The organism is Curtobacterium sp. PhB128 (assembly GCF_004340725.1).
Taxonomy (GTDB): Bacteria; Actinomycetota; Actinomycetes; order Actinomycetales; family Microbacteriaceae; genus Curtobacterium.
On record NZ_SLUR01000003.1, the window covers coordinates 188,513 to 207,498 of the forward strand.

The 18,986-nt window shown below is 72.3% G+C and carries 20 protein-coding genes; 9 read left to right on the plus strand and 11 right to left on the minus strand.

Annotated features, from left to right (window positions below; translation table 11 throughout):
• The first annotated feature begins 45 nt into the window (after positions 1-45).
• Positions 46-1,206, plus strand: coding sequence for an inorganic phosphate transporter (locus tag EDF23_RS07140; protein WP_131921237.1), 1,161 nt, complete (start codon positions 46-48; stop codon positions 1,204-1,206).
• Positions 1,207-1,217: 11 nt separating this feature from the next.
• Positions 1,218-1,487, plus strand: coding sequence for a hypothetical protein (locus tag EDF23_RS07145; RefSeq protein ID WP_123293687.1), 270 nt, complete (start codon positions 1,218-1,220; stop codon positions 1,485-1,487).
• Positions 1,488-1,604: 117 nt separating this feature from the next.
• Here EDF23_RS07145 and EDF23_RS07150 read toward each other — a convergent pair whose 3' ends face one another.
• Entirely contained in the window at positions 1,605-2,357 is a 753-nt protein-coding gene (locus EDF23_RS07150; protein WP_131921238.1) for a glucose 1-dehydrogenase, read from the minus strand.
• Positions 2,358-2,451: 94 nt separating this feature from the next.
• On the opposite strand from EDF23_RS07150, the gene EDF23_RS07155 reads away from it, so the two are divergent.
• Both EDF23_RS07155 and EDF23_RS07160 read left to right on the plus strand, forming a co-directional pair.
• A complete protein-coding gene (locus tag EDF23_RS07155; protein WP_111085532.1) occupies positions 2,452-2,862 on the plus strand; it encodes a MarR family transcriptional regulator in 411 nt (136 codons plus the stop codon).
• A complete protein-coding gene (locus EDF23_RS07160) occupies positions 2,859-4,205 on the plus strand; it encodes an MFS transporter (RefSeq protein WP_323749192.1) in 1,347 nt (448 codons plus the stop codon). Before EDF23_RS07155 ends, EDF23_RS07160 begins: the two co-directional genes overlap by 4 nt.
• Positions 4,206-4,382: 177 nt before the next feature.
• Here EDF23_RS07160 and EDF23_RS07165 read toward each other — a convergent pair whose 3' ends face one another.
• Complete coding sequence (locus EDF23_RS07165) at positions 4,383-5,276, minus strand: alpha-E domain-containing protein (RefSeq protein WP_165901043.1); 894 nt, start codon at positions 5,274-5,276, stop codon at positions 4,383-4,385.
• A 163-nt stretch (positions 5,277-5,439) separates the two neighbouring features.
• On the opposite strand from EDF23_RS07165, the gene EDF23_RS07170 reads away from it, so the two are divergent.
• Positions 5,440-5,958, plus strand: a complete 519-nt coding sequence (locus EDF23_RS07170; protein WP_131921240.1) for a MarR family transcriptional regulator — start codon at positions 5,440-5,442, stop codon at positions 5,956-5,958.
• Between the two features lie 10 nt (positions 5,959-5,968).
• Entirely contained in the window at positions 5,969-6,172 is a 204-nt protein-coding gene (locus tag EDF23_RS07175) for a hypothetical protein (RefSeq protein ID WP_131846957.1), read from the plus strand.
• 33 nt (positions 6,173-6,205) lie between these two features.
• On the opposite strand, the gene EDF23_RS07180 is transcribed toward EDF23_RS07175, so the two are convergent.
• From EDF23_RS07180 to EDF23_RS07205, 6 genes are all read right to left on the minus strand, one after another.
• Positions 6,206-7,054 carry an NAD(P)-dependent oxidoreductase gene (locus tag EDF23_RS07180; RefSeq protein WP_279388792.1) on the minus strand — a complete coding sequence of 283 codons (849 nt, stop codon included), beginning with the start codon at positions 7,052-7,054 and terminating at the stop codon, positions 6,206-6,208.
• Between the two features lie 70 nt (positions 7,055-7,124).
• The gene (locus EDF23_RS07185; protein ID WP_165901044.1) at positions 7,125-7,682 is read right to left on the minus strand and encodes a M23 family metallopeptidase; all 558 of its coding nucleotides are present in this window, start codon (positions 7,680-7,682) and stop codon (positions 7,125-7,127) included.
• Positions 7,683-7,980: 298 nt separating this feature from the next.
• Positions 7,981-8,334: a hypothetical protein gene (locus tag EDF23_RS07190; RefSeq protein WP_123937550.1), complete on the minus strand. Its 354-nt coding sequence runs from the start codon at positions 8,332-8,334 to the stop codon at positions 7,981-7,983.
• A gap of 134 nt (positions 8,335-8,468) precedes the next feature.
• On the minus strand, positions 8,469-9,215 hold the full coding sequence (locus EDF23_RS07195; RefSeq protein WP_123937549.1) for a lysophospholipid acyltransferase family protein: 747 nt from the start codon (positions 9,213-9,215) through the stop codon (positions 8,469-8,471).
• Positions 9,216-9,305: 90 nt separating this feature from the next.
• Entirely contained in the window at positions 9,306-11,159 is a 1,854-nt protein-coding gene (gene recQ / locus EDF23_RS07200; protein ID WP_123937548.1) for a DNA helicase RecQ, read from the minus strand.
• Between the two features lie 9 nt (positions 11,160-11,168).
• Positions 11,169-12,302 carry a CPBP family intramembrane glutamic endopeptidase gene (locus EDF23_RS07205; RefSeq protein ID WP_131921242.1) on the minus strand — a complete coding sequence of 378 codons (1,134 nt, stop codon included), beginning with the start codon at positions 12,300-12,302 and terminating at the stop codon, positions 11,169-11,171.
• A 36-nt stretch (positions 12,303-12,338) separates the two neighbouring features.
• Between EDF23_RS07205 and EDF23_RS07210 the strand changes: the two genes are divergently transcribed.
• Positions 12,339-13,268 carry an EamA family transporter gene (locus EDF23_RS07210; RefSeq protein ID WP_131921243.1) on the plus strand — a complete coding sequence of 310 codons (930 nt, stop codon included), beginning with the start codon at positions 12,339-12,341 and terminating at the stop codon, positions 13,266-13,268.
• A gap of 9 nt (positions 13,269-13,277) precedes the next feature.
• Here the strand turns inward: EDF23_RS07210 and EDF23_RS07215 are convergent, their stop codons facing one another.
• Positions 13,278-13,706, minus strand: coding sequence for a GNAT family acetyltransferase (locus EDF23_RS07215; RefSeq protein ID WP_131921244.1), 429 nt, complete (start codon positions 13,704-13,706; stop codon positions 13,278-13,280).
• Positions 13,707-13,798: 92 nt separating this feature from the next.
• Between EDF23_RS07215 and EDF23_RS07220 the strand changes: the two genes are divergently transcribed.
• Positions 13,799-14,611: a class E sortase gene (locus tag EDF23_RS07220; protein ID WP_243648843.1), complete on the plus strand. Its 813-nt coding sequence runs from the start codon at positions 13,799-13,801 to the stop codon at positions 14,609-14,611.
• A complete protein-coding gene (locus tag EDF23_RS19170) occupies positions 14,608-14,784 on the plus strand; it encodes a hypothetical protein (RefSeq protein WP_159573240.1) in 177 nt (58 codons plus the stop codon). Before EDF23_RS07220 ends, EDF23_RS19170 begins: the two co-directional genes overlap by 4 nt.
• Before the next feature lie 46 nt (positions 14,785-14,830).
• On the opposite strand, the gene EDF23_RS07225 is transcribed toward EDF23_RS19170, so the two are convergent.
• Both EDF23_RS07225 and EDF23_RS07230 read right to left on the minus strand, forming a co-directional pair.
• Entirely contained in the window at positions 14,831-17,806 is a 2,976-nt protein-coding gene (locus EDF23_RS07225; protein WP_131921245.1) for an SMC family ATPase, read from the minus strand.
• The gene (locus EDF23_RS07230) at positions 17,806-18,969 is read right to left on the minus strand and encodes an exonuclease SbcCD subunit D C-terminal domain-containing protein (RefSeq protein ID WP_131921246.1); all 1,164 of its coding nucleotides are present in this window, start codon (positions 18,967-18,969) and stop codon (positions 17,806-17,808) included. The genes EDF23_RS07225 and EDF23_RS07230 overlap by 1 nt, the downstream gene beginning before the upstream one ends.
• Positions 18,970-18,986 lie beyond the last annotated feature (17 nt).

The following is an 18,986-nucleotide window of genomic DNA, read 5'->3' on the forward strand; positions in this document are numbered from 1 at the left end:
CCGGCGTTCACGCAGGGGCTTCGGGGCGGGCCTACCGTCCCCGGCATGAACGTCCTCGTCATCGTCGTGCTCGTGATCGTGGTGGCCCTCGTGTTCGACTTCACGAACGGGTTCCACGACACCGCCAACGCCATGGCCACGTCGGTCGCCACCGGGGCGCTCAAGCCCCGGACCGCCGTGCTCATCTCCGCCGTCCTCAACGTGGTCGGCGCGTTCCTCTCCACCGAGGTTGCCAAGACCGTCTCGCAGGGCATCATCCGCGAGGGCCAGGACGGCGTCCACATCTCCCCCACGATGATCTTCGCCGGGCTGGTGGGCGCGGTCCTCTGGAACCTCGCCACGTGGTACCTCGGGCTGCCCTCGTCGTCGACGCACGCGCTGTTCGGCGGGCTGATCGGCGCATCGATCATCGGCGCCGGGCTGAACTCGGTGGACTGGGCGACGGTGGTGTCGAAGGTCGTGCTGCCGGCGCTGCTCTCACCGGTCATCGCCGGGGTCATCGCCCTGGTGGCCACCTACCTGGCGTACGTGCTCACGAAGAACGCCACGACGCACGGTGCGGCGACGGGCTTCCGGCACGGCCAGACCGTCTCGGCATCGCTGGTGTCGCTCGCGCACGGCACCAACGACGCGCAGAAGACGATGGGTGTCATCACGCTCACGCTCATCGCCGCGAACTACCAGGACAGCGGCACGGGCCCGGCGCTCTGGGTGATCCTGGCCTGCGGACTCGCGATCGGCCTCGGCACCTACACGGGCGGCTGGCGGATCATGCAGACCGTCGGCAAGAAGATCTCCGACGTGCAGTCGCCGCAGGGCTTCGCGGCCGAGACGAGTTCCGCCGCGACGATCCTCATCTCCTCGCACCTCGGCTTCGCCCTGTCGACGACGCACGTCACCAGCGGTTCGGTGATCGGGTCCGGGCTCGGCAAGAAGCTCGCCGACGTGCACTGGTCGGTCGTCGGCCGCATCGTCGTCGCGTGGGTGATCACGCTGCCGGCAGCCGCGGTGGTCGGCGGGTTGGCGACGTGGCTCGCCTCGACCTCGGCGGTCGGCCTCGTGCTGGTGGCGGTGCTCGCCCTGGCCGGCGGGCTGACCTTCACCGTCCTGGCCAAGCGCAAGCCGATCTCGCACGACGACGTCGCCGCCGGATCGACCGAACCCACCGACCAGGCCGAGCCGCAGCCGGCCGGCGCGCAGAACTGAGGGGAACGACGATGGAGATCGACTTCACGAGCATCGGCCTGGTCGCGGGCGTCGGCTTCGTGGCCGCGGTGGGCATCGTGCTCGTCTACACGCTCGGCCTGCGGCTGCTCGGCACCGGTCAGCCGCTCGACACCGGGGGCGAACGCACCCAGTACTCCGAGGAGACCCCGCGGTCCGGGCACACGCCGCCGGCAGCGCTGGCGGGTGCCGTCCTGTGCTTCGCGGTCTGTGCGGCAGCCGTGCTCGCTGGCATCTGGCTCACGATCCCCCAGTTCCACTAGCACGTTCCTTCCCATCGCCCCCGCGCTGGGAAACGGAAACGGGCGTACCTGGTCGAAACTTCCGACCAGGTACGCCCGTTTCGACCAAGTACGCCCGGAACGCCTACGCGACCGACGTCAGTGCGCGGAGTAGCCGCCGTCGACCAGGTGGTAGCTGCCCGTGATGAACGAGGCCTTGTCGCTCAGCAGGAACAGGACGAGCGCGGCGACCTCCTTGTCGGTGCCGAGACGCTTCGTGGCGTGCTCCGCCTCCAGCGCCGAGATGGCCTCGGGCGTCATGGCGTTGCGGAGCAGCGGGGTGTCGATGAAGCCCGGGCCCACGGCGTTGGTGCGGACACCCTGCGCCGAGTACTCGAGCGCGGCGACCTTGGTCAGGCCGGCCAGGGCGTGCTTCGACGCGACGTACGCGGCGTTCTGCGCGATGCCGACCGTGCCGAGCACCGACGCCATGTTGACGATCGAGCCACCGCCGGCGGCGACCATCGCGGGCAGCTCGTAGCGGAGCCCGTAGAAGACGCCGTCGAGGTCGACCGCACGGACGCGGTCCCAGGCGGCGATGTCGTACTCGCCGATCTTCTGCGGTGCGGCGCCGATGCCGGCGTTGTTCACGGCGAGGTGCAGCGCGCCGTACGTCTCGACGGCGTACTGGACCATGCGCTCGTTGTCGGCGGCGACGGCGGAGTTGGCCTCGAACGCGCTGGCGGTGCCGCCGGCCTCCGTGATCTCGGACGCGACCCGCTGGGCAGCGTCGAGCTTGATGTCGGTGACGACGACCGTGGCACCCGCCGCGGCGAGCTCCTTCGCGACGGACTCGCCGATGCCGCTGCCACCACCGGTGACGATGGCGACCTTGCCCTCGAACTCGGACATGATTCCTTCTCTCTGAACAACACCTGTTGTCCAGGACAACGGTACACCCGAAAACCAGTTCGTTCACTGAACTAATGAGCTAGGCTAACGACCTGTGACCGACGCCACCGACCTCCGCATCGCCGTGAACCGGCTGTCCCGGACGCTCCGCGCGCAGAAGGCCGACACGACGGTCACCGACGCCCAGTTCGCGGCGCTCGCCCGGCTCCACCGCGACGGCGCGATGACCCTCGCCGACCTGAGCCGCCAGGACGGCGTCACCCCGCCCTCGATGACGAAGACGATCGCGGTGCTGGTCGAGCGTGGCCTGGTGTCCAAGGGCGGCCACGACGACGACCGGCGCAAGGTCGTCCTCTGCGCCACCCCGGCCGGGGCCGCGTTCGTCGAGGAGACCCGTCGCCGCCGTGACGGCTGGCTCACCCCGCGGCTCGCCGCACTCACCCCCGTCGAGCGCGCCACCCTCGCCGACGCCACCGAGATCATGAGGAGGCTGGCCCAGCAGTGACCGCCATGTTCCGCTCCCTCGCCGGACGCAACTACCGCATCTGGTTCGCCGGTGCCCTGGTGTCGAACGTCGGTACCTGGATGCAGCGCACCGCCCAGGACTGGATCGTCCTGACCCAGCTCTCCGACAACGACGCCGTCGCGGTGGGGATCACGATGGCGCTGCAGTTCGGCCCGCAGCTGCTGCTCCTCCCCCTGACCGGCCTCGCCGCCGACCGCTTCGACCGTCGCAAGATGCTCATGCTCACCCAGGCACTGATGGGCCTGCTCGGGCTGGGCCTCGGTGTCATGGTCCTCACGCACACCGCGACGCTGCTCGCGCTGTACGGCTTCGCCCTCGCGCTCGGCATCGTCGCCGCGTTCGACACCCCGATCCGCCAGGCGTTCGTCTCCGACGTCGTGCAGGGCGAGAACGTCGCGAACGCCGTCGCACTGAACTCCGCCTCGTTCAACGCCGCCCGCCTGATCGGCCCCGCGGTCGCCGGCGTGCTCATCGCCGCCATCGGCTCCGGCTGGGTGTTCGTCATCAACGCCGGCTCGTTCCTGGCGGTTCTCATCGCCCTGCGGTTCGTCGACCCCGCGCAGCTCGCCGAGCGGGTGCACGCCGGCCGCGGCAAGGGGCAGATCGTCGCCGGCTTCCGGTACGTGCGCACCCGGCCGGACATCATCGTCGTGCTCTGCATGATCTTCGTCGTCGGCACGTTCGGCGTGAACTTCCCGATCTTCACCTCGACGATGGCCCGGGTCGAGTTCCACCAGGGCGCCGGCGAGTTCGGCCTGCTCAACTCGGTGATGGCGATCGGATCGGTGTTCGGCGCCCTGATGTCCGCCCGCCGGGACAAGCCGCGGATGCGCACGCTGGTGCTCGCAGCCGGAGGCTTCGGCCTGGCGTGCACGGCTGCCGCCCTCGCACCCACGTACTGGACGTTCGCGTTCGTCCTGGTGTTCGTCGGACTCGCGGCGCTGACCTTCATGACCACCGCGAACGCCCTGGTCCAGACCACCACGAAGCCCGCGATGCGCGGCCGCGTGATGGCGCTCTACATGGCGATCTTCGCCGGCGGCACCCCCATCGGCGCCCCGATCGTCGGTGCCATCGCGGACGCGTGGGGTCCCCGCTGGGCCATCGCGGTCGGGGCGGCGTCGGGCTTCGTCGCACTCGCCATCGCGATCGTCTGGCTCGTCCGCTTCCAGCGCCTCCGACTCCGGTACGACGCGGACACCCGCCTGCACCTCGCGGTCACGCACGCGATGCCGGTGGTCGGGACGCGCGCCTCGCGCGCCGCGCTCCGCCAGGAGCTCGAGCGCGAAGAGGCCGTCGCCGACCGCTCCAGCGCCGTCTGACCCGGCCACTCCGCGAACGCGACAGATCTCCGCGACGCGGCAGCGTCCACCTCGCGAAAGCGACAGATCTCCGCGAACCGTTGGCGGGGCCCTGACGCTTTCGCGTGGCGGACGGGAGGCACGGGTCGGGCCCGCCACGGGCCTCCCGGCCGTCGCCGGTCCCGTCCAGGGCCGCGATCAGTGCGCGGGTTCGGTCACCGCGAAGACGCGCTCGTCGAGCGCCGCGGTGACGCGGTCCGCTGCGGCCGCGAGCCGGTCGCCGGCATCGCCGACGACGCCGAGGGCCGCGTCCGTCGGGACGGCCTCGAGCCGGTCGCGGGCGGCGGAGAACGCCGCGACCTCCTCCGCGACGCAGGACGGAGCCACGTCGGCCAGGCACTCGGCGGCCCGTCGGACGGTGAAGCGCAGCGACCGCGGACTGTGCTCGTCCAGGAGCAGGAACGCCGCGGCGTCGTCCGGTACCGGATGGTGGTCCCGGCCACGCAGGAAGGCCTCGCCCGCACCGCAGGCCCGGAGCGCCGCCGTCCACGAGGTGACCGAGTCCGGTTCGAGCAACCCCGAGGCGAGTAGCCGGGCGGTCGAGGCGACCCGGGTCAGGGAGCGGCCGAGGGTGAAGAACTCCCAGACCTCGTCGCGACTGGCGTCCCCTTCGACCACGCCGATCGCGAGGGCGCTCCGTTCCCGAGCCCAGCCGAGGAACTCGTGCGCGCGGCCCGGGGCGATCTTGCGCGGCATGCGCGAACGGGTGACGTCGAGGCAGTCCCAGAGTTCGCTCGAGACGACCTCGCGGGCTCGACGGGCGTGGTCCCGCGCGACGGCGACCGCGGCGGCGATGGACGCCGGCTCGTGGCGGTCCAGCGCCAGGGCGTCGATGGTCGCGGACCGGTCGGCGTCGTTCGCCGGTCCGGCGGTCCCCACCACCGAACGGAGCTCCGCGGCGACGGCCCGGTCGTCCTCGACGGTGCCGGGTTCGCGTCGGGCGACGTAGACGTCGAGCAGGCGTGCGACCACGTCGGTGCGCTCGACCGCGCTCCCCACGTGGAAGACGTTCCCCGCGAGTCGGCTCAGCACGGCTGCTCCTGCATCCCCAGAACCTAACGAGCGGGCGTTGCGGGAGTGTTTCGGAGCCGCGTCACGGGTGTTGCAGTGTCCGATGTCCGCGCACGGGCCTGGGTCTCCGCCGCGATACCGACCCCTCGCTAGACAATCTAACTAGAGCGTCTAGCATTGCAGGATGACGTCCGAGGTCCTGACCAGCACCGCGGGGTTCTGGTACGAGGACTCCCCGGTCACCGCCGTCGACGTCCTGAACGCCCTGCGCCGGTACCGCACCGCCGAGAGTGCCGCGCAACGTCGTGCTCGCGAAGCCTTGGGCATCGGCGAGAACGCACTGCTCGCGCTGCGGGTCCTCATCGACGCCGAGCACGACGGCCGGACCGTCAACGCGAAGGACCTGGCCGAGCGCCTCGAGATCACGGCGGCGTCGACCTCGGCGCTCGTCGACCGACTGGTCCGCAGCGGCCACGTCGAGCGGCACCAGGACCCGATCGACCGCCGCGGCGTGATCCTCACCGCGACGGGGACGTCGATGGGCCACGCCCTGCGCGTGATCGAGGAACTCGACGCCCGCGCCCTCGAGGTCACCGAGCACGTGCCGACCGACGAGATGGCCGTCGTCGTGGACTTCCTCGACGAGATGGTCCGCGTGGTCGACGACGTCGACGCAGGCGCCCGCACGCTCCGCCGCGCGTAACCTGCTGTCCATGGACCCTCGCGGCACGCACGACCCCGAGGACGACATGCCGTTCGCCGAACTCGACTCGCGGGCCCGCGCCGACGCCGCACTCCGACGGATCCAGGGCGGGGCCGACCCGGCGCGCGAGGCCTTCGACCTGGCGAACACCATGAACGACGAGGCCGTGGGACGGCTCACGGCACGGCTGCGACGGTTCCTCCGCCGCGACTGACGCGTCGTCTCGCGCGCCGACTCGCGCGCCGACTCAGAAGGCGGTGCCCACCGCCGCGATGTCGTCGCCGCCGTGCCCGGCCGCACTCGCGTCGGCGTAGACGCGACCGAGGGCGTCGAGGAGCGTGGTGGACACGTCGTTCGCCCTCGCAGCCTCGGCGATGAGGCCGATGTCCTTCCGCAGCCCGTCGAGTGCGAACTGTGCCGGGAACTCCCCCGCGATGATCTCCGCGCCCTTGGTGTGCGCGTAGGCCGAGTCGCTCGCGCTGCCGTCGATCGCGTCGAGGAACAGCTGCGGATCGAGCCCGAGCGCCGCGGCGAGGGCGAGCGACTGCCCCGTGGCCGCGGTGATCGAGGCGATCCAGGCGTTGGCCGCGAGCTTGAGCGCGGTCCCGTCGCCGACCCGCTCGCCGGCGCGGATGGTCTTCGCGCCGATCGCGTCGAGCACGGGGACGACGCGGTCGACCTGGTCGGCGGGGCCGGCCGCCAGCATGGTGAGCTTCCCCTGCTCCGCCGGGGCCTTCGTGCCGAGCATCATCGCTTCGACCAGGGTGATGCCGTACTTCGCGGCGAGCTGCACGACGGTCTCGGTGCCGTCGACGCCGATCGTGGACGCCTGGATCCACACGGCGTCGGTCGGAGCGTCTCCGGCGGCCTGTTCGAGCACGTCGACCACGGCGTCGGTGTCGAAGAGGGTCAGGAGGACCACCTCGGCGTGCTCGACGGCGGCACCCGGGTCCGTGGCGACCGTCGCACCGTGCTCCCCGAGTGGTGCGGCCTTGTCGGCACTCCGGTTCCAGACCGTGACCTGGTGCCCCTCGCGCAGCAGTGATCCCGCCACGCCGGCACCCATCGCCCCGGTCCCCAACACCGTCACTCGCACGTGCGCCTCCGTCCTGCCACGGCTCGGTGCCCCGGCGTTCCCGACGCTACGCGCTCGACCGTCGTCGCTGTCAGAGGAGCCCGCGGGCCTGCAGCCAGGTGGCCGGATCGACCGGGACCCCGCCGACGATGACTTCGAAGTGCAGGTGCGCCCCGGTCGAGACGCCGGTGTTGCCGACCGCGCCGAGGCGTTCGCCGGCCGACAGGACCTGACCGGGTCGCACCCCGATCGCCGACAGGTGGCCGTACCGGGTCTGGGTGCCATCGGCGTGCTGGAGGAGGACCTGGTTGCCGTACCCGCCGAGGACCCCGGCGGAGACGACACTGCCGGGCATCGCGGCGACGACGGTGGTGCCGATCGGAGCCGCGAAGTCGATGCCCTGGTGGTTCGTCGAGCAGGCGGAGCACCCGGTCACCCAGCGCGAGCCGAACCCGCCGGCGGCCGGCACGTTCCCCGCGGTGGGGCGGGCCGCGGCATCCGACGAGCCGACGGCGGTCGCACGTGCCTGCGCGGCGGCAGCCCTGCCGATCGAGAAGCCGTCGCGGTCGACGGAGAGCCGGGCGGAACCGTCGGCGACGAACTGCTGCACGCCGGGCACGGGACTGCTCGGCGACGGGGTCGATGCCATCACGGTTTGCGGGGAGCCGACGGCGACGAAGAGACAGGTCACCGCGGCGGTCGCCGTCGCGGGCAGGGCGCGGCGGACGGAACTGCGGAAGGAGGAGGGGGAAGCCGGGGTGGCGGAAGGGGGAGCCACCACCCCGGCGGCTCTGGGGGCGTCCGGACGCGTGCCGTGCCCAGCACGGCGCCGCTCGGACGCTTCGGGACGGCGGGTGCGGAGGCGGTTCGCGGCCCGCCGTTCGGCACCGCGCGGGCGCAGCGGGAGGCCGTCAGCGGGCGTCGTCATCGCTCGGGGACCGCCGGGCTCAGACGCGGACGACGCCGTCGCGGGCGATCCGGTCGAGTTCGGTCGCGACGGCGTCGACGACCGCTCGGGTGATGGCGTCGGCGACGGTCTCGACCAGGACGAGCTGCTCGGGCTGCACGCGGAGCTCGGTGACCACCGACGGGGTGACGCGGACCGTGATGTCGTCGATCGCGGCGACGAGGGCCGCGGGCACGAGGGTCGAGTCACCGGCACGGACGGGAGCGGTCATCGGTGAGGTCGGTGCGGGCGCTGCGGCCGCGCGAGCCGGGGTCGGAACCGGTGCCGGGACGACGTGGGCCTCGGGCTGGTCGCGTCGCTGGGCGATGGAGTCGAAGAGCGGGGTGGAGGACATGCTGCTGACCGTCCGATCTGAGTCGTGGTTGCGGGCCGTTGTCGGGCGACCCGTCGGGGATGCGTGCCGTGCGGCACGTCCCTCATTCAACCATCGATATTTCAGATGTGCAATAGTGACCGAACAGATCGCGATCAGTCGGGGTCGACGGCAGCCGCGGTCGGGTCGTCGGGCTGCAGTGCCCGCTTGACCCGCTCGACGATCGTCGCCGGCGGGTTGTTGTACGTGTTCGCCGGCTCCTGCCCGCTGAGCTCCTGGATCGCGGTCATCACCGCATCGGTCGCGTGACGGCGCGCGCGTCCGGACGATGCCTCACCGAACGAGGACAAGTCGATCGGCTTCCCGAACTCGATCGTCACCTTCGCGAGCTTCGGCAGCTTCGAGCCGACGGGCTGCACGTCCTGCGTGCCCGTCAGCGCCACGGGCACCACGGGCGCGCCGCTCGTCAGGGCCAGCCAGGCCACACCCGTGCGGCCCTTGTAGATCCGGCCGTCCAGGGAGCGGGTGCCCTCCGGGTAGATCGCGAAGGCCTCGCCCTCGTTCAACCGCGCGAGCCCCAGGTCGAGCGCCTGCTGCGCCGCGGCGCCCGCACCACGTTCGACGCCGATCGCACCGATGCCGCCGAAGAACGCCCGCGACACCGCGCCACGGAACCCGGTGCCGGTGAAGTACTCCTGCTTCGCCAGGAAGGCGACCTTCCGCGGTGCCATCAACGTGATCGCCGGGGAGTCGATGAAGGAGCGGTGGTTGCTCGCGAGGATCACCGGCCCGCGCTTGGGAACGTTGCGGCGTCCGATGATCTTCGGTCGCCAGAGCATCCGCGCGAGCGGTGTCACCACTGCGCGGCTCAGCACGGTGGCGAACTTGGTCGAACCGGACACCGGGCCTCCTCGTCGTGACGGCGAACTCCCGAGTGTAATCACGCCTGCGAGCAGTACATGCCCACGGCGGCATGCACGTCCGACCGTGGGTCAGTCGGCCTCGGACGCGACGACGTCGAGCACCGCGCGGCCGTACCGCTCGAGCTTCGCGGCACCGACCCCGGAGATCTCGGCGAGCTGGTCGACGTCGGCCGGACGCACCGCCGCGATGCCGCGGAGCGTCGCGTCGTTGAACACCACGTACGCCGGCACACCCTGCTCGCGCGCCTGGGCTGCACGCCAGACTCGGAGCGCCTCGAACAGGCCGACCGCCTGCTGGGGCATGTCGGTGACGACGGTCCGGCGGGACGACCGGCTCGCCCGCGTCGCCTTCACCGGGTCGCGGCGCATCCGCACCTGGACCTTGCCGGTCAGGACCTCGGCGCTCGTCGGGCTGAGGACGACCGTGCCGAACCCGTCGCCCGAGACCGCGGCGTAGCCCTGCGCGAGCAGCTGCCTGGCCACCGCGCGCCACTCGCCGTCGGACAGGTCGGAACCGATGCCGAAGGTCGCCAGGGACTCGTGCTGCAGTTCCTGCACCCGCGGTGACTGCTTGCCGACCAGGATGTCGACGAGATGGGCGACGCCGTACCGCTGACCGCGCTCACGCTCGAGCCGGACGACCGTGGACAGCAGCTTCTGCGCGGGCACGGTGCCGTCCCACGACTCGGGCGGGGCGATGCACGTGTCGCAGTTGCCGCAGGCCGTGGACGGCTGCCCGAAGTACGCCAGGAGCCGCACCCGGCGGCACTCGATCGTCTCGCACAGGCTCAGCATGGCGTCGAGGTGAGCGCTGAGCTGCCGACGGTGTGCGGCGTCGCCCTCGGACTGGTCGATCATCCGTCGCTGCTGCACGACGTCGTTCAGGCCGTACGCCAGCCACGCGGTCGAGGGCAGGCCGTCGCGTCCGGCACGACCGGTCTCCTGGTAGTACCCCTCGACCGACTTCGGCAGGTCGAGGTGCGCCACGAACCGGACGTCGGGCTTGTCGATGCCCATGCCGAAGGCGATCGTCGCGACCATGACGATGCCGTCCTCGCGCAGGAAGGTCGACTGGTTGCGCGCACGCACCCGGGCGTCGAGCCCTGCGTGGTACGGCAGCGCCTGGATGCCCTGTTCGGCCAGTGCGGTGGCGGTCCGCTCGACCGACTTGCGCGACAGGCAGTAGACGATGCCCGAGTCGCCGCTGTGCTCGGTGCGGATGAAGGTGAGGAGCTGCTGCAGCGCGCCGGTCTTCGGTTCGATGCGGTACTGGATGTTCGGGCGGTCGAAGTCGGCGACGAAGTGTGCGGCGTCGTCGAGGCCGAGCCGCGCCGAGATCTCCTGGTGGGTCTGCGGGGTCGCCGTGGCCGTGAGGGCGATCCGGGGCACGGTCGGCCAGCGCTCGTGCAGGACGCTCAGCTCGAGGTAGTCCGGCCGGAAGTCGTGGCCCCACTGGGCGACGCAGTGCGCTTCGTCGATGGCGAACAGCGACACCCGCGCCCGGTCGAGGAGCGCGCGCGTGGACTCGAGCCGGAGCCGCTCGGGCGCGAGGTAGAGCATGTCGACCTCGCCCTGGACGACCGCGCGCTCGACCCGGGCACGCTCGTCGGGCCCCTGCGTCGAGTTGAGGAAGGCGGCACGCACCCCGTTCGCCGCGAGGGCGTCGACCTGGTCCTGCATGAGCGCGATGAGCGGCGACACCACGACCCCGACGCCGTCGCGTACGAGCGCGGGCACCTGGTAGCAGAGCGACTTGCCACCGCCGGTGGGCATGAGCACCAGGGCGTCACCGCCGGCGACCACCTGGTCGATGATCGCCGCCTGCTCGCCACGGAAGTCGTCGTAGCCCCACACGCGGTGCAGGACGTCGAGCGCGGCGGCTCGCGAAGCAGACACGGCGGCGGGCGCGGGCGTGGTGCTCATGCCACGAGCCTACGGGCGACCGGCGACACCCACGGCACTGTCCACAGCGGCACTGTCCACAGCAGCTGCGTCGACATCGTTGGCGTTAGCCGGCGCGACGGCCCAGCCCGTGCCCGCCGGGCCGAGCCAGCGCTTGCCACCCGCCCACACCGGCGGCGTCCCGCGGAACCGCGGCGCCTGGTGCCCGGCGAACGTCCGGTCGAGCTTCCGCCACCACGCCAGGACCTCGACCATGCCCCAGAACGCGAGCGAGGTGCCGAGGGTGACGAGCCAGCCACCGAGCGTGCCGTTGGCGTCCGAAGACGCCAGGTCGATCCCCGACCAGCCCGGCGCCTGCAGCACGAAGATCATGATGTTGTTGAAGGCGTGCTGCAGCACGGTGGCCTCGAGACCGCCGGTGCGGAGCACGATGATCGCCGCGATCAGGCCGAACGAACCGACGTCGAGGATGCCCCAGACGTTGTAGCCGTTCGGGATGTGCAGCACCGCGAAGACGACGGTCGACACCGCGACGGCGATGATCGTGCCGGTGCGTCGCGGGATCCACGAGGCGATCGTCTGCATGAGGAAACCGCGGAAGATGAACTCCTCGGCTGCGCCCTGGAACGGCACGAGCAGGACGACCAGGACGATCGTGAGCGTGAGGGTGCCCAGGGACACCGTCGACTGCCCGATCGCGGCGTGGTTCCACGCGAAGCCGCCGTCGGTCGTGATCATCCCGCCGTCCCAGAACAGGCCGGTCTGCACCACGAACATGATCACCGCGATGACCAGGGTCGGCAGCAGACACCATGCCGTCCAGGCCCACCGCACCCGGAAGCGCGTCGACGTCAGGATCGCGCCGGGCCCGAGCCGTGCGACCTTGACCGCCAGCAGGATGCCGGGCAGCAGGATGACCAGCGACACCAGGGTCAGCGACAGGATCAGCGGATCGGTCGGGTCGAGGGCTCCGCGCTGCAGGTCGTCGAGCAGGTCGTACAGGCCGGACTCGCCCCCGACCGCCGCGACCGGGACGAAGTACGCGACGGTGATGAGCACCTGCGAGGCGAGGTACCAGCCCGCCAGGAACGCGAGGGCGACCAGCGGGCGCCACCACCTCCATCGTGCGTCGACACGGGTCAGGCGGTGGTAGGGAACACTCACGCCCCGCAGGCTACCGGGCCGGGCAGGATGGGACCCGTGCTCACCGTGCTGTTCGGCCTGACCGGAGCCGTCGTCTACGGTTTCGCCGACTTCCTCGGCGGGCTCGCGTCGCGGCGCATCCGTCCGGTGGCGGTCACCGCCGTCGCCGCGGCGATCGGGATCCTGCCGCTGCTGATCGGTCTGGCCGTGCTCGGGGGGACGCCGTCGTGGGCGGGCACCCTCTGGGGCGCCGTCGCCGGACTGTCCGGCGCGGTCGGAGTCCTGCTGCTCTACGCCGCGTTGGCGATCGGCCCGATGAGCGTGCTGTCACCCCTGACCGCCGTGTTCGCCGCCGTCGTCCCGGTCCTGGTGGCCGTGGCCCGCGGGACCGTCCTGTCACCGCTGGCCGTCGCCGCGGTGGTCGTGGCCGTCGTCGCGGTGGTGCTGGTGGCGGCGGTGCGGGACACCTCGGGTGGGCGCCTCACCGTGCGTGGGGTCGTCGCGGCCGCGGTCGCCGGGTGCGGGTTCGGCGGGATCGTGCTCGCCTACGACGCGACACCGCCCGGCGCGGGCATCCACCCGCTCGTGGTCGCGCGGGTGCTGCAGACGGTGCTGCTGGGTGCGGCGGCGCTCGTGGTGACGGTGCGTGCCGGGCGCGGGGCGCGGTCTGGAGGCGCGGCAGACCCCGCAGCGTCGGTCGGCGTCGCGGGGTCTGCCGTGCCTCCAGGGCGCTGGTGGCCGACGCGTCTGCTGCTGACGGTCGCGGCGTGCGGCGTGCTCGACGCCATGGCGAACGTGTGCATCCAGGCCGCGCTGCACGCGAGCGACGAGCCGGGCACCCTGCCCGTCGTGAGCGTGCTCAACGCGCTCTACCCGATCGGCACGGTCGTGCTGGCCGGGGTGGTGCTGCGGGAGCGGTTGACCGCGCCGCAGTGGGTCGGCATCGCGCTGGCGTTCATCGCGTCGGTGGGCCTGGCCCTGGCGTGACCGGACGACTCAGACGTCGGGGATGAGCCGCTTGCCGAGCGACACGGTGCGGTCGTCGGAGTACCCGAGGGACTCGTAGAACCCGAGCACCCGCTCGTTGCCAGCACGGATCTGCAGGTTCACCTTCGGGCAGCCGAGGTCGGTGAGCAGCCGCTCGAACTCGGCCATCAGCGTCCGGCCGAGACCGGAGCCCTGCAGGTCCGGCTGCACGGCGAGGTAGTTGACCCAGCCGCGGTGCCCGTCGAAACCGGCCATCCCCGCGGCGACGACCCCGCCGGCCTCCGACTCCGCCACCAGGAAGAGCTCGGGCTGGACCGTGGCCTTGCGCGCGATGTCGCGGCGCGGGTCGTTCCACGGGCGGACGAGACCGCACGATTCCCAGAGGGCGACGACCGCGTCGGTGTCGTCGGCGCGGAACGGGCGGATCCGGTACTCCATCCCCCCACGTTACGGGGTGTGGAGAACGTCGTCACCGGACCGTCGTCGTGATCTGATAGACCTGTCCGACCGACCAGCCGATCAGGAGCCCCGTGACCGCACACGACACCATCCCGTCGCGCCGCAGCGCGCGGGACGACGACGGCGGTAGACGGTCCGGGCGCCGTTCCCCCCGGCGACGGCAGACGGTCGGTGGCGCGATCGTCTCGCTCATCGCCGAACTGCTCATCATCGCGGGTGCCGGCACCGGGCTGTACGTGGTCTGGACCGCCTGGTGGACGGACGTCGTGGCGGTCAACGAGCAGTCGAAGCTCGTCGAGGGACTCGACCAGCTGAAGACCCCGGACGGGGCCGGCACCGAGCACCGTGGGACCGCACCCGTGCTGGCGGAGCCACCGGATCTCTCCGACGTGTTCGGCACGATGCAGATCCCCCGCTTCGGCAAGGACTACAACCGGCCGATCGGCGAGGGCACCGACCGTGAGAAGGTTCTCAACACCATCGGGCTCGGGCACTACCAGGACACCGCGATGCCCGGGGCTCCCGGCAACTTCGCCGTCGCCGGACACCGTGTGACCTACGGCAAGCCGCTCAACCAGATCGCCGAACTCAAGAAGGACGACTCCGTCGTCGTGCGGGTCACCGACGCGAAGACGAAGTTCGACGTCTGGTACGTCTACAAGGTCACCGACAGCCAGATCGTCACGCCGGACCACATCGAGACGATCGCGCCGGTGCCGAACAAGCCCGGAGTCGACCCCTCGCCGTCGGACCGCTGGCTGACCCTGACCGCGTGCCACCCGATGTGGTCGGCGGCCGAACGGTTCGTCACGCACGCGAAGCTCGACTACTGGATGCCCGCGTCCGAGGGCACCCCGAAGGAACTTTCGGAGACGGCCAAGTGATCTTCCCCCTGGTCTGGCGGCTGCTGCCCGGCCCCACGTTCCTGAAGGTGCTCGAGCTGCTCGTGCTGCTCGCAGCGATCGTGTTCGTGCTGTTCCAGTGGGTGTTCCCGTGGATCGCGGCGGACATCCTGCCGCCGCCGGACGGCACCGTGGAGTCCACGCCGACGCCGTAGCGGCCGGCCATTCGGAACCAGGACCGGCGGCGGACGGCAGGCGGCGTCAGACCGTTGTCGTCACCTGCGAGCCGCCGGCTGCCGTCCGCCGCACGGCGATCCGCTCCGGAATCCGCTGCTTGAGTTCCTCGACGTGGCTGACGATGCCGACCTGCCGTCCACCGGCGGTCAGTCGCGACAACTGCCCGATGACGTCGTCGAGGGTCTCCGGGTCGAGCGTCCCGAACCCCTCGTCGACGAAGAGCGTGCCGAGCGAGACGCCACCGGCCTCGGCTTGCACGACGTCGGCCAGCCCGAGCGCCAGGCACAGGGACACCGTGAACGTCTCGCCGCCGGACAGGCTGCGGGGGTCCCGCACGGTGTCGGTGGTGTGGTCGTGCACGGCGAGTGCCAGGCCGGTCCGGCGTGCCCGTGACCCGGACTCCCGCTCGTCCGAGGTCTCGAGCGTGAACCGCCCCGCGAGCATCGCCCGGAGTCGGTCGTTGGCCGCGGCGACGACGTCCTCGAACCGGCGCATGAGCACGTAGGTGCCCAGGGTGATCCCGGTCGGGTTGGCGGCGGTGACCCCGTTCGCGATGTCGGCGAGTCGGACCACGGCACGGCTGCGTGCCGACGTCTCGTCGCGGGCACCGATCGCCCGGGTGACCTCGGTCGCGCACCGGTCGACCGCGTCGGCACGGTCGACCGCGGAGACGGCGACCGCGACGGCCTCGTCGAGTGCGGCGGCAGCGCGCTGGCGTCCGGCACGGGCACCGTCGAGGTCGAGGCGTTCCGCGGAGTCGTCCGCCGCGGCGACCACAGCGGGCTCGGCCAGGCCAGCGACGACGACGGCCCGCTCGGCCTCGGCCGCGCTGATCCGCGCACGCAGCCGGTCGGTGCTGTCAGGGTCGAGCCGTCCGGCCCGCGCTGCGGCGACGTCGGCGAAGTCCTGGTCGACGAGGACCCGGTCGACCTCGGCACGGCGGTCGTCGCGGGCACGGGTCGCCGCGGCCACCCGTTCGTCGGCCTGCGCGACCGCGCGGTACGCCTCGAGTCGCTCGTCGAGGAGCTCGACAGCCGTCCGGAGCGTCGCGGGACGCTCGTCGAGGAGTGCTCCGAGCCGCTCGAGCGCCGCGGTCACGGTGCCGAGGTCGGTGTCGAGCCGCTCGGCGTCGGCCAGCGCGGTCGAGACCAGGACGGTGCGCCGTGCGTCGAGGTCGTTCCGCTCGCGCTGGAGCCGACCGGTCGTCGTGTCGTGCTCCGCCCGCTGCCGCTCGTGCTGCAGGACGAGCGCGGCAGCGTCGTGCGCGGCCCGGACCCGTTCGTCGGCGGCCGCGGTCAGGGCGTCGAGCGCGGCGGTGTCGACCGTGCCGACGACGTCGACGAGCCGCTGGTGTTCGGCACGTTCGACCGCCAGGTCCGACGCGGCGTCGGCGAGGTGCTGGTCCGCGCGACGAGTGGCGTCGCCGGCGGCGTCGACGGCCGCGGTCGTGGGGTGGTCGTCCTGCGGGGTCGCCACCGACGGGTGCGCCGTCGACCCGCAGACCGGGCACGGGTCGCCGGTCGTGAGCGCCGCCCCGAGTTCTCCGGCGAGCCCGGCGATCCGGCGTTCGCGGAGTGCCCGCTCGGCGGCGAGGGCGTCGGTCGCCGACCGGCGCGCGGTGGCGACGGACTGCTCGGCCGTGGCGACCCGCTGCGCCGCGTGGTCGCGCGCCACGAGGTCGGCTCGGAGGGACCGGATCCGGGTGACCTCGTGCGCGGCGGCGTCCGAGTCGGCGGCCGTACGGGCCGCGGTGCGTGCAGCCTCGACGATGCGGGCCCGCTCGGCGGGACGGGCGTCGAGTGCGGCGTCGCGTTCGAGCAGCTGCTCGGCGATCTGCTCAGCGTCCGCGGTGGCCTCGGCGATGGTGGACCGACGGGCAGCGGCGCCGTCCTCGACCGCGACGAGGTGCCGGACGGCCGACAGGTCGTCGGCCAGGGCGTCGCGTCGCAGCACGACGGCGTCGGCGTCGGCGGTGACCCCGTGGCGGTCACGCAGCGACCGGGCGGCCGCGGTGCTCTCGTCGGCGCGCATGACTGCGGCGTCGAGTCCGTCGGCGACGGTAGCGACCCGTGCGGCGCGTTCGCCAAGGGCGAGGGCCGACCGGGCGGCGTCGACGGCGGGGGCGTCGTCGTCGAGCGTGGCCCGTCGCACGAGCAGTCCCGCGCGTCGTTCGAGGGCGGTCGCACGCGCCGTGACCGCCTGTTCGTGCTCGGCAGCGGTCGTCGCCGCCGCGGCTGCTGCAGCACGGACGGCGGCAGCGGCATCGGCGGCCGCACGGACCGACGCCACCGTCGACGGCACCACGGTCTCGTCGGCGTCGTCGAGACCGGCGGCCTGGGCGAAGCGGTTCAGGGCATCACGTACGCGGTCGTCGGCACCGTCGACCTCGGCCTGCACGGCACGGCGCCGCGCGGCGAGTTCGTCGGCCGTGCGGTCGTAGACCTGCGTGCCGAACAGGGACTGCAGGAGCTTGCGGCGCTCTTCGCCCGGGGACCGCAGGAACCGTGCGAACTCGCCCTGCGGCAGCACGACGGTCTGCAGGAACTGCGCGCGGTCGAGCCCGACGATGCGGCCGATCTCGACGCCGACCTCGGGGATGCGTGACGACATCGGTTCGCCGGCGACGTCGGACGGGTTCGCCAGACGGAACAGCTGCACGGACGCCGGCTGCTTGACGGTGCCGGTCCCCCGCTGCTTCGGGCGGTCGTACTGCGGGGTCCGGCGGACCCGGTAGGTCCCTGCGGTGGTCTCGAAGACGAGCTCGACGAACGGTTCCACCGCGGGGTCGGCGTGCTGGCTGTGCAGGCGGTCGGAGCTGGCGTCGGACCCGGCGAGCCCGCCGTACAGGGCGAACACGACGGCGTCGATGATGGTCGACTTGCCGGAGCCCGTCGGCCCCTCGAGCAGGAACACCCCGGAGGCCGCGAGCGCTGCGAAGTCGATGGACACCAGGTCGGGGTAGGGCCCGATGGCGCGGAGTTCGAGACGGTGCAGGTACATCAGCGGTCCCCCTCGCGCTGCAGCGCCAGCACCGCGGCCTCGTACGCCTCGGTCAGGACGGCGTGTTCGTCGTCGTCGGGGGCGGCACCGGTGGCGAAGGCCACGAAGTCGGCGGCGACCTCGACCGGGTCGGACGTCGCCGTGACCGCACGGGCCACCGAGGCCGGGCCGCGATCGGCGGGTTCGTGCGTGATCGCCAGCGCGTGCGGGAAGTGGTCCTTCACCCGGGCGTACATGCGCTCGGGGTGCACCGTGTCGGTCACGGCCACCCGCACCCAGGCGTCGGCGTCGGCCCGGAAGACCCCGGACTCGATGTCGTCGATGCCCCCGCGGACGTCGACCAGGCGGCGCGGCACGGGAGCGGGCACGAGTTCGACCGAGACGGCACCGGCCGCGTCGAGCTCGGCGATGGTCACCGACTTCTGCTGGTGCCGCTCGCCGAACGAGAACGCCAGCGGTGAGCCGGCGTACCGGATCCGTCCGCCGTCGCCGACCCGCTGCGGGCCGTGCAGGTGCCCGAGGGCGACGTAGTCGAAGCCGTCGAAGACCGATTCGGCCACCCGGTCGACACCGCCGACGCGGATGTCCTGCTCGCTGTCGCTCGGGTCCGCCCCGCCGACGAAGGCGTGTGCGACGACGACGCTGCGGGTGCCGCCGCGCAGCGCGAGGTCGGACCGGATCCGCTCGGTGGCGGCCTGCACGACGGCGTGGTGCGACCGTGCGAGGGGCTCGTCCGGCACGTCGGCCAGTGCGTAGCGGGTGAGGTCGGGGTGCAGGTACGGGATGCCGTAGACCGCCACCGGGCCGTCGGCGTCGTCGACGAGCACCGGGTCGGCGATCCGGGCGGGTTCGGCGAGGATGCGGACGCGGCGGTCCATCACGCCGGCACCGAAGCCGAGGCGTGCGGCGGAGTCGTGGTTGCCGGGCGTGAGCACCACGGTCGCCGTCTCGGCCAGGCGTTCGAGCACCCGGGACAGCATGCGGACCGCGTCGATCGGCGGGATCGCCCGGTCGTACACGTCACCGGCGATCACGACGAGGTCGACGGAGCGGTCCCGCACGAGGTCGACGAGCCAGTCGGTGAACGCCGCCTGGTGCTCGAGGAGGTCGGCACCGAGCAGCGTGCGGCCGAGGTGCCAGTCGCCGGTGTGCAGGATGCGCATGCGGACACGGTAACGCC

Excerpts from the sequence above, each read along its gene's own strand:
- EDF23_RS07215 (WP_131921244.1), bottom strand. The coding sequence starts at position 13,706 with ATGGAGTACCGGATCCGCCCGTTCCGCGCCGACGACACCGACGCGGTC.
- EDF23_RS07145 (WP_123293687.1), top strand. The coding sequence starts at position 1,218 with ATGGAGATCGACTTCACGAGCATCGGCCTGGTCGCGGGCGTCGGCTTC.
- EDF23_RS07225 (WP_131921245.1), bottom strand. The coding sequence starts at position 17,806 with ATGTACCTGCACCGTCTCGAACTCCGCGCCATCGGGCCCTACCCCGAC.
- EDF23_RS07185 (WP_165901044.1), bottom strand. The coding sequence starts at position 7,682 with ATGGCATCGACCCCGTCGCCGAGCAGTCCCGTGCCCGGCGTGCAGCAG.
- EDF23_RS07230 (WP_131921246.1), bottom strand. The coding sequence starts at position 18,969 with ATGCGCATCCTGCACACCGGCGACTGGCACCTCGGCCGCACGCTGCTC.
- EDF23_RS07190 (WP_123937550.1), bottom strand. The coding sequence starts at position 8,334 with ATGTCCTCCACCCCGCTCTTCGACTCCATCGCCCAGCGACGCGACCAG.
- EDF23_RS07170 (WP_131921240.1), top strand. The coding sequence starts at position 5,440 with ATGACGTCCGAGGTCCTGACCAGCACCGCGGGGTTCTGGTACGAGGAC.
- EDF23_RS07140 (WP_131921237.1), top strand. The coding sequence starts at position 46 with ATGAACGTCCTCGTCATCGTCGTGCTCGTGATCGTGGTGGCCCTCGTG.
- EDF23_RS07150 (WP_131921238.1), bottom strand. The coding sequence starts at position 2,357 with ATGTCCGAGTTCGAGGGCAAGGTCGCCATCGTCACCGGTGGTGGCAGC.
- EDF23_RS07175 (WP_131846957.1), top strand. The coding sequence starts at position 5,969 with ATGGACCCTCGCGGCACGCACGACCCCGAGGACGACATGCCGTTCGCC.
- recQ (WP_123937548.1), bottom strand. The coding sequence starts at position 11,159 with ATGAGCACCACGCCCGCGCCCGCCGCCGTGTCTGCTTCGCGAGCCGCC.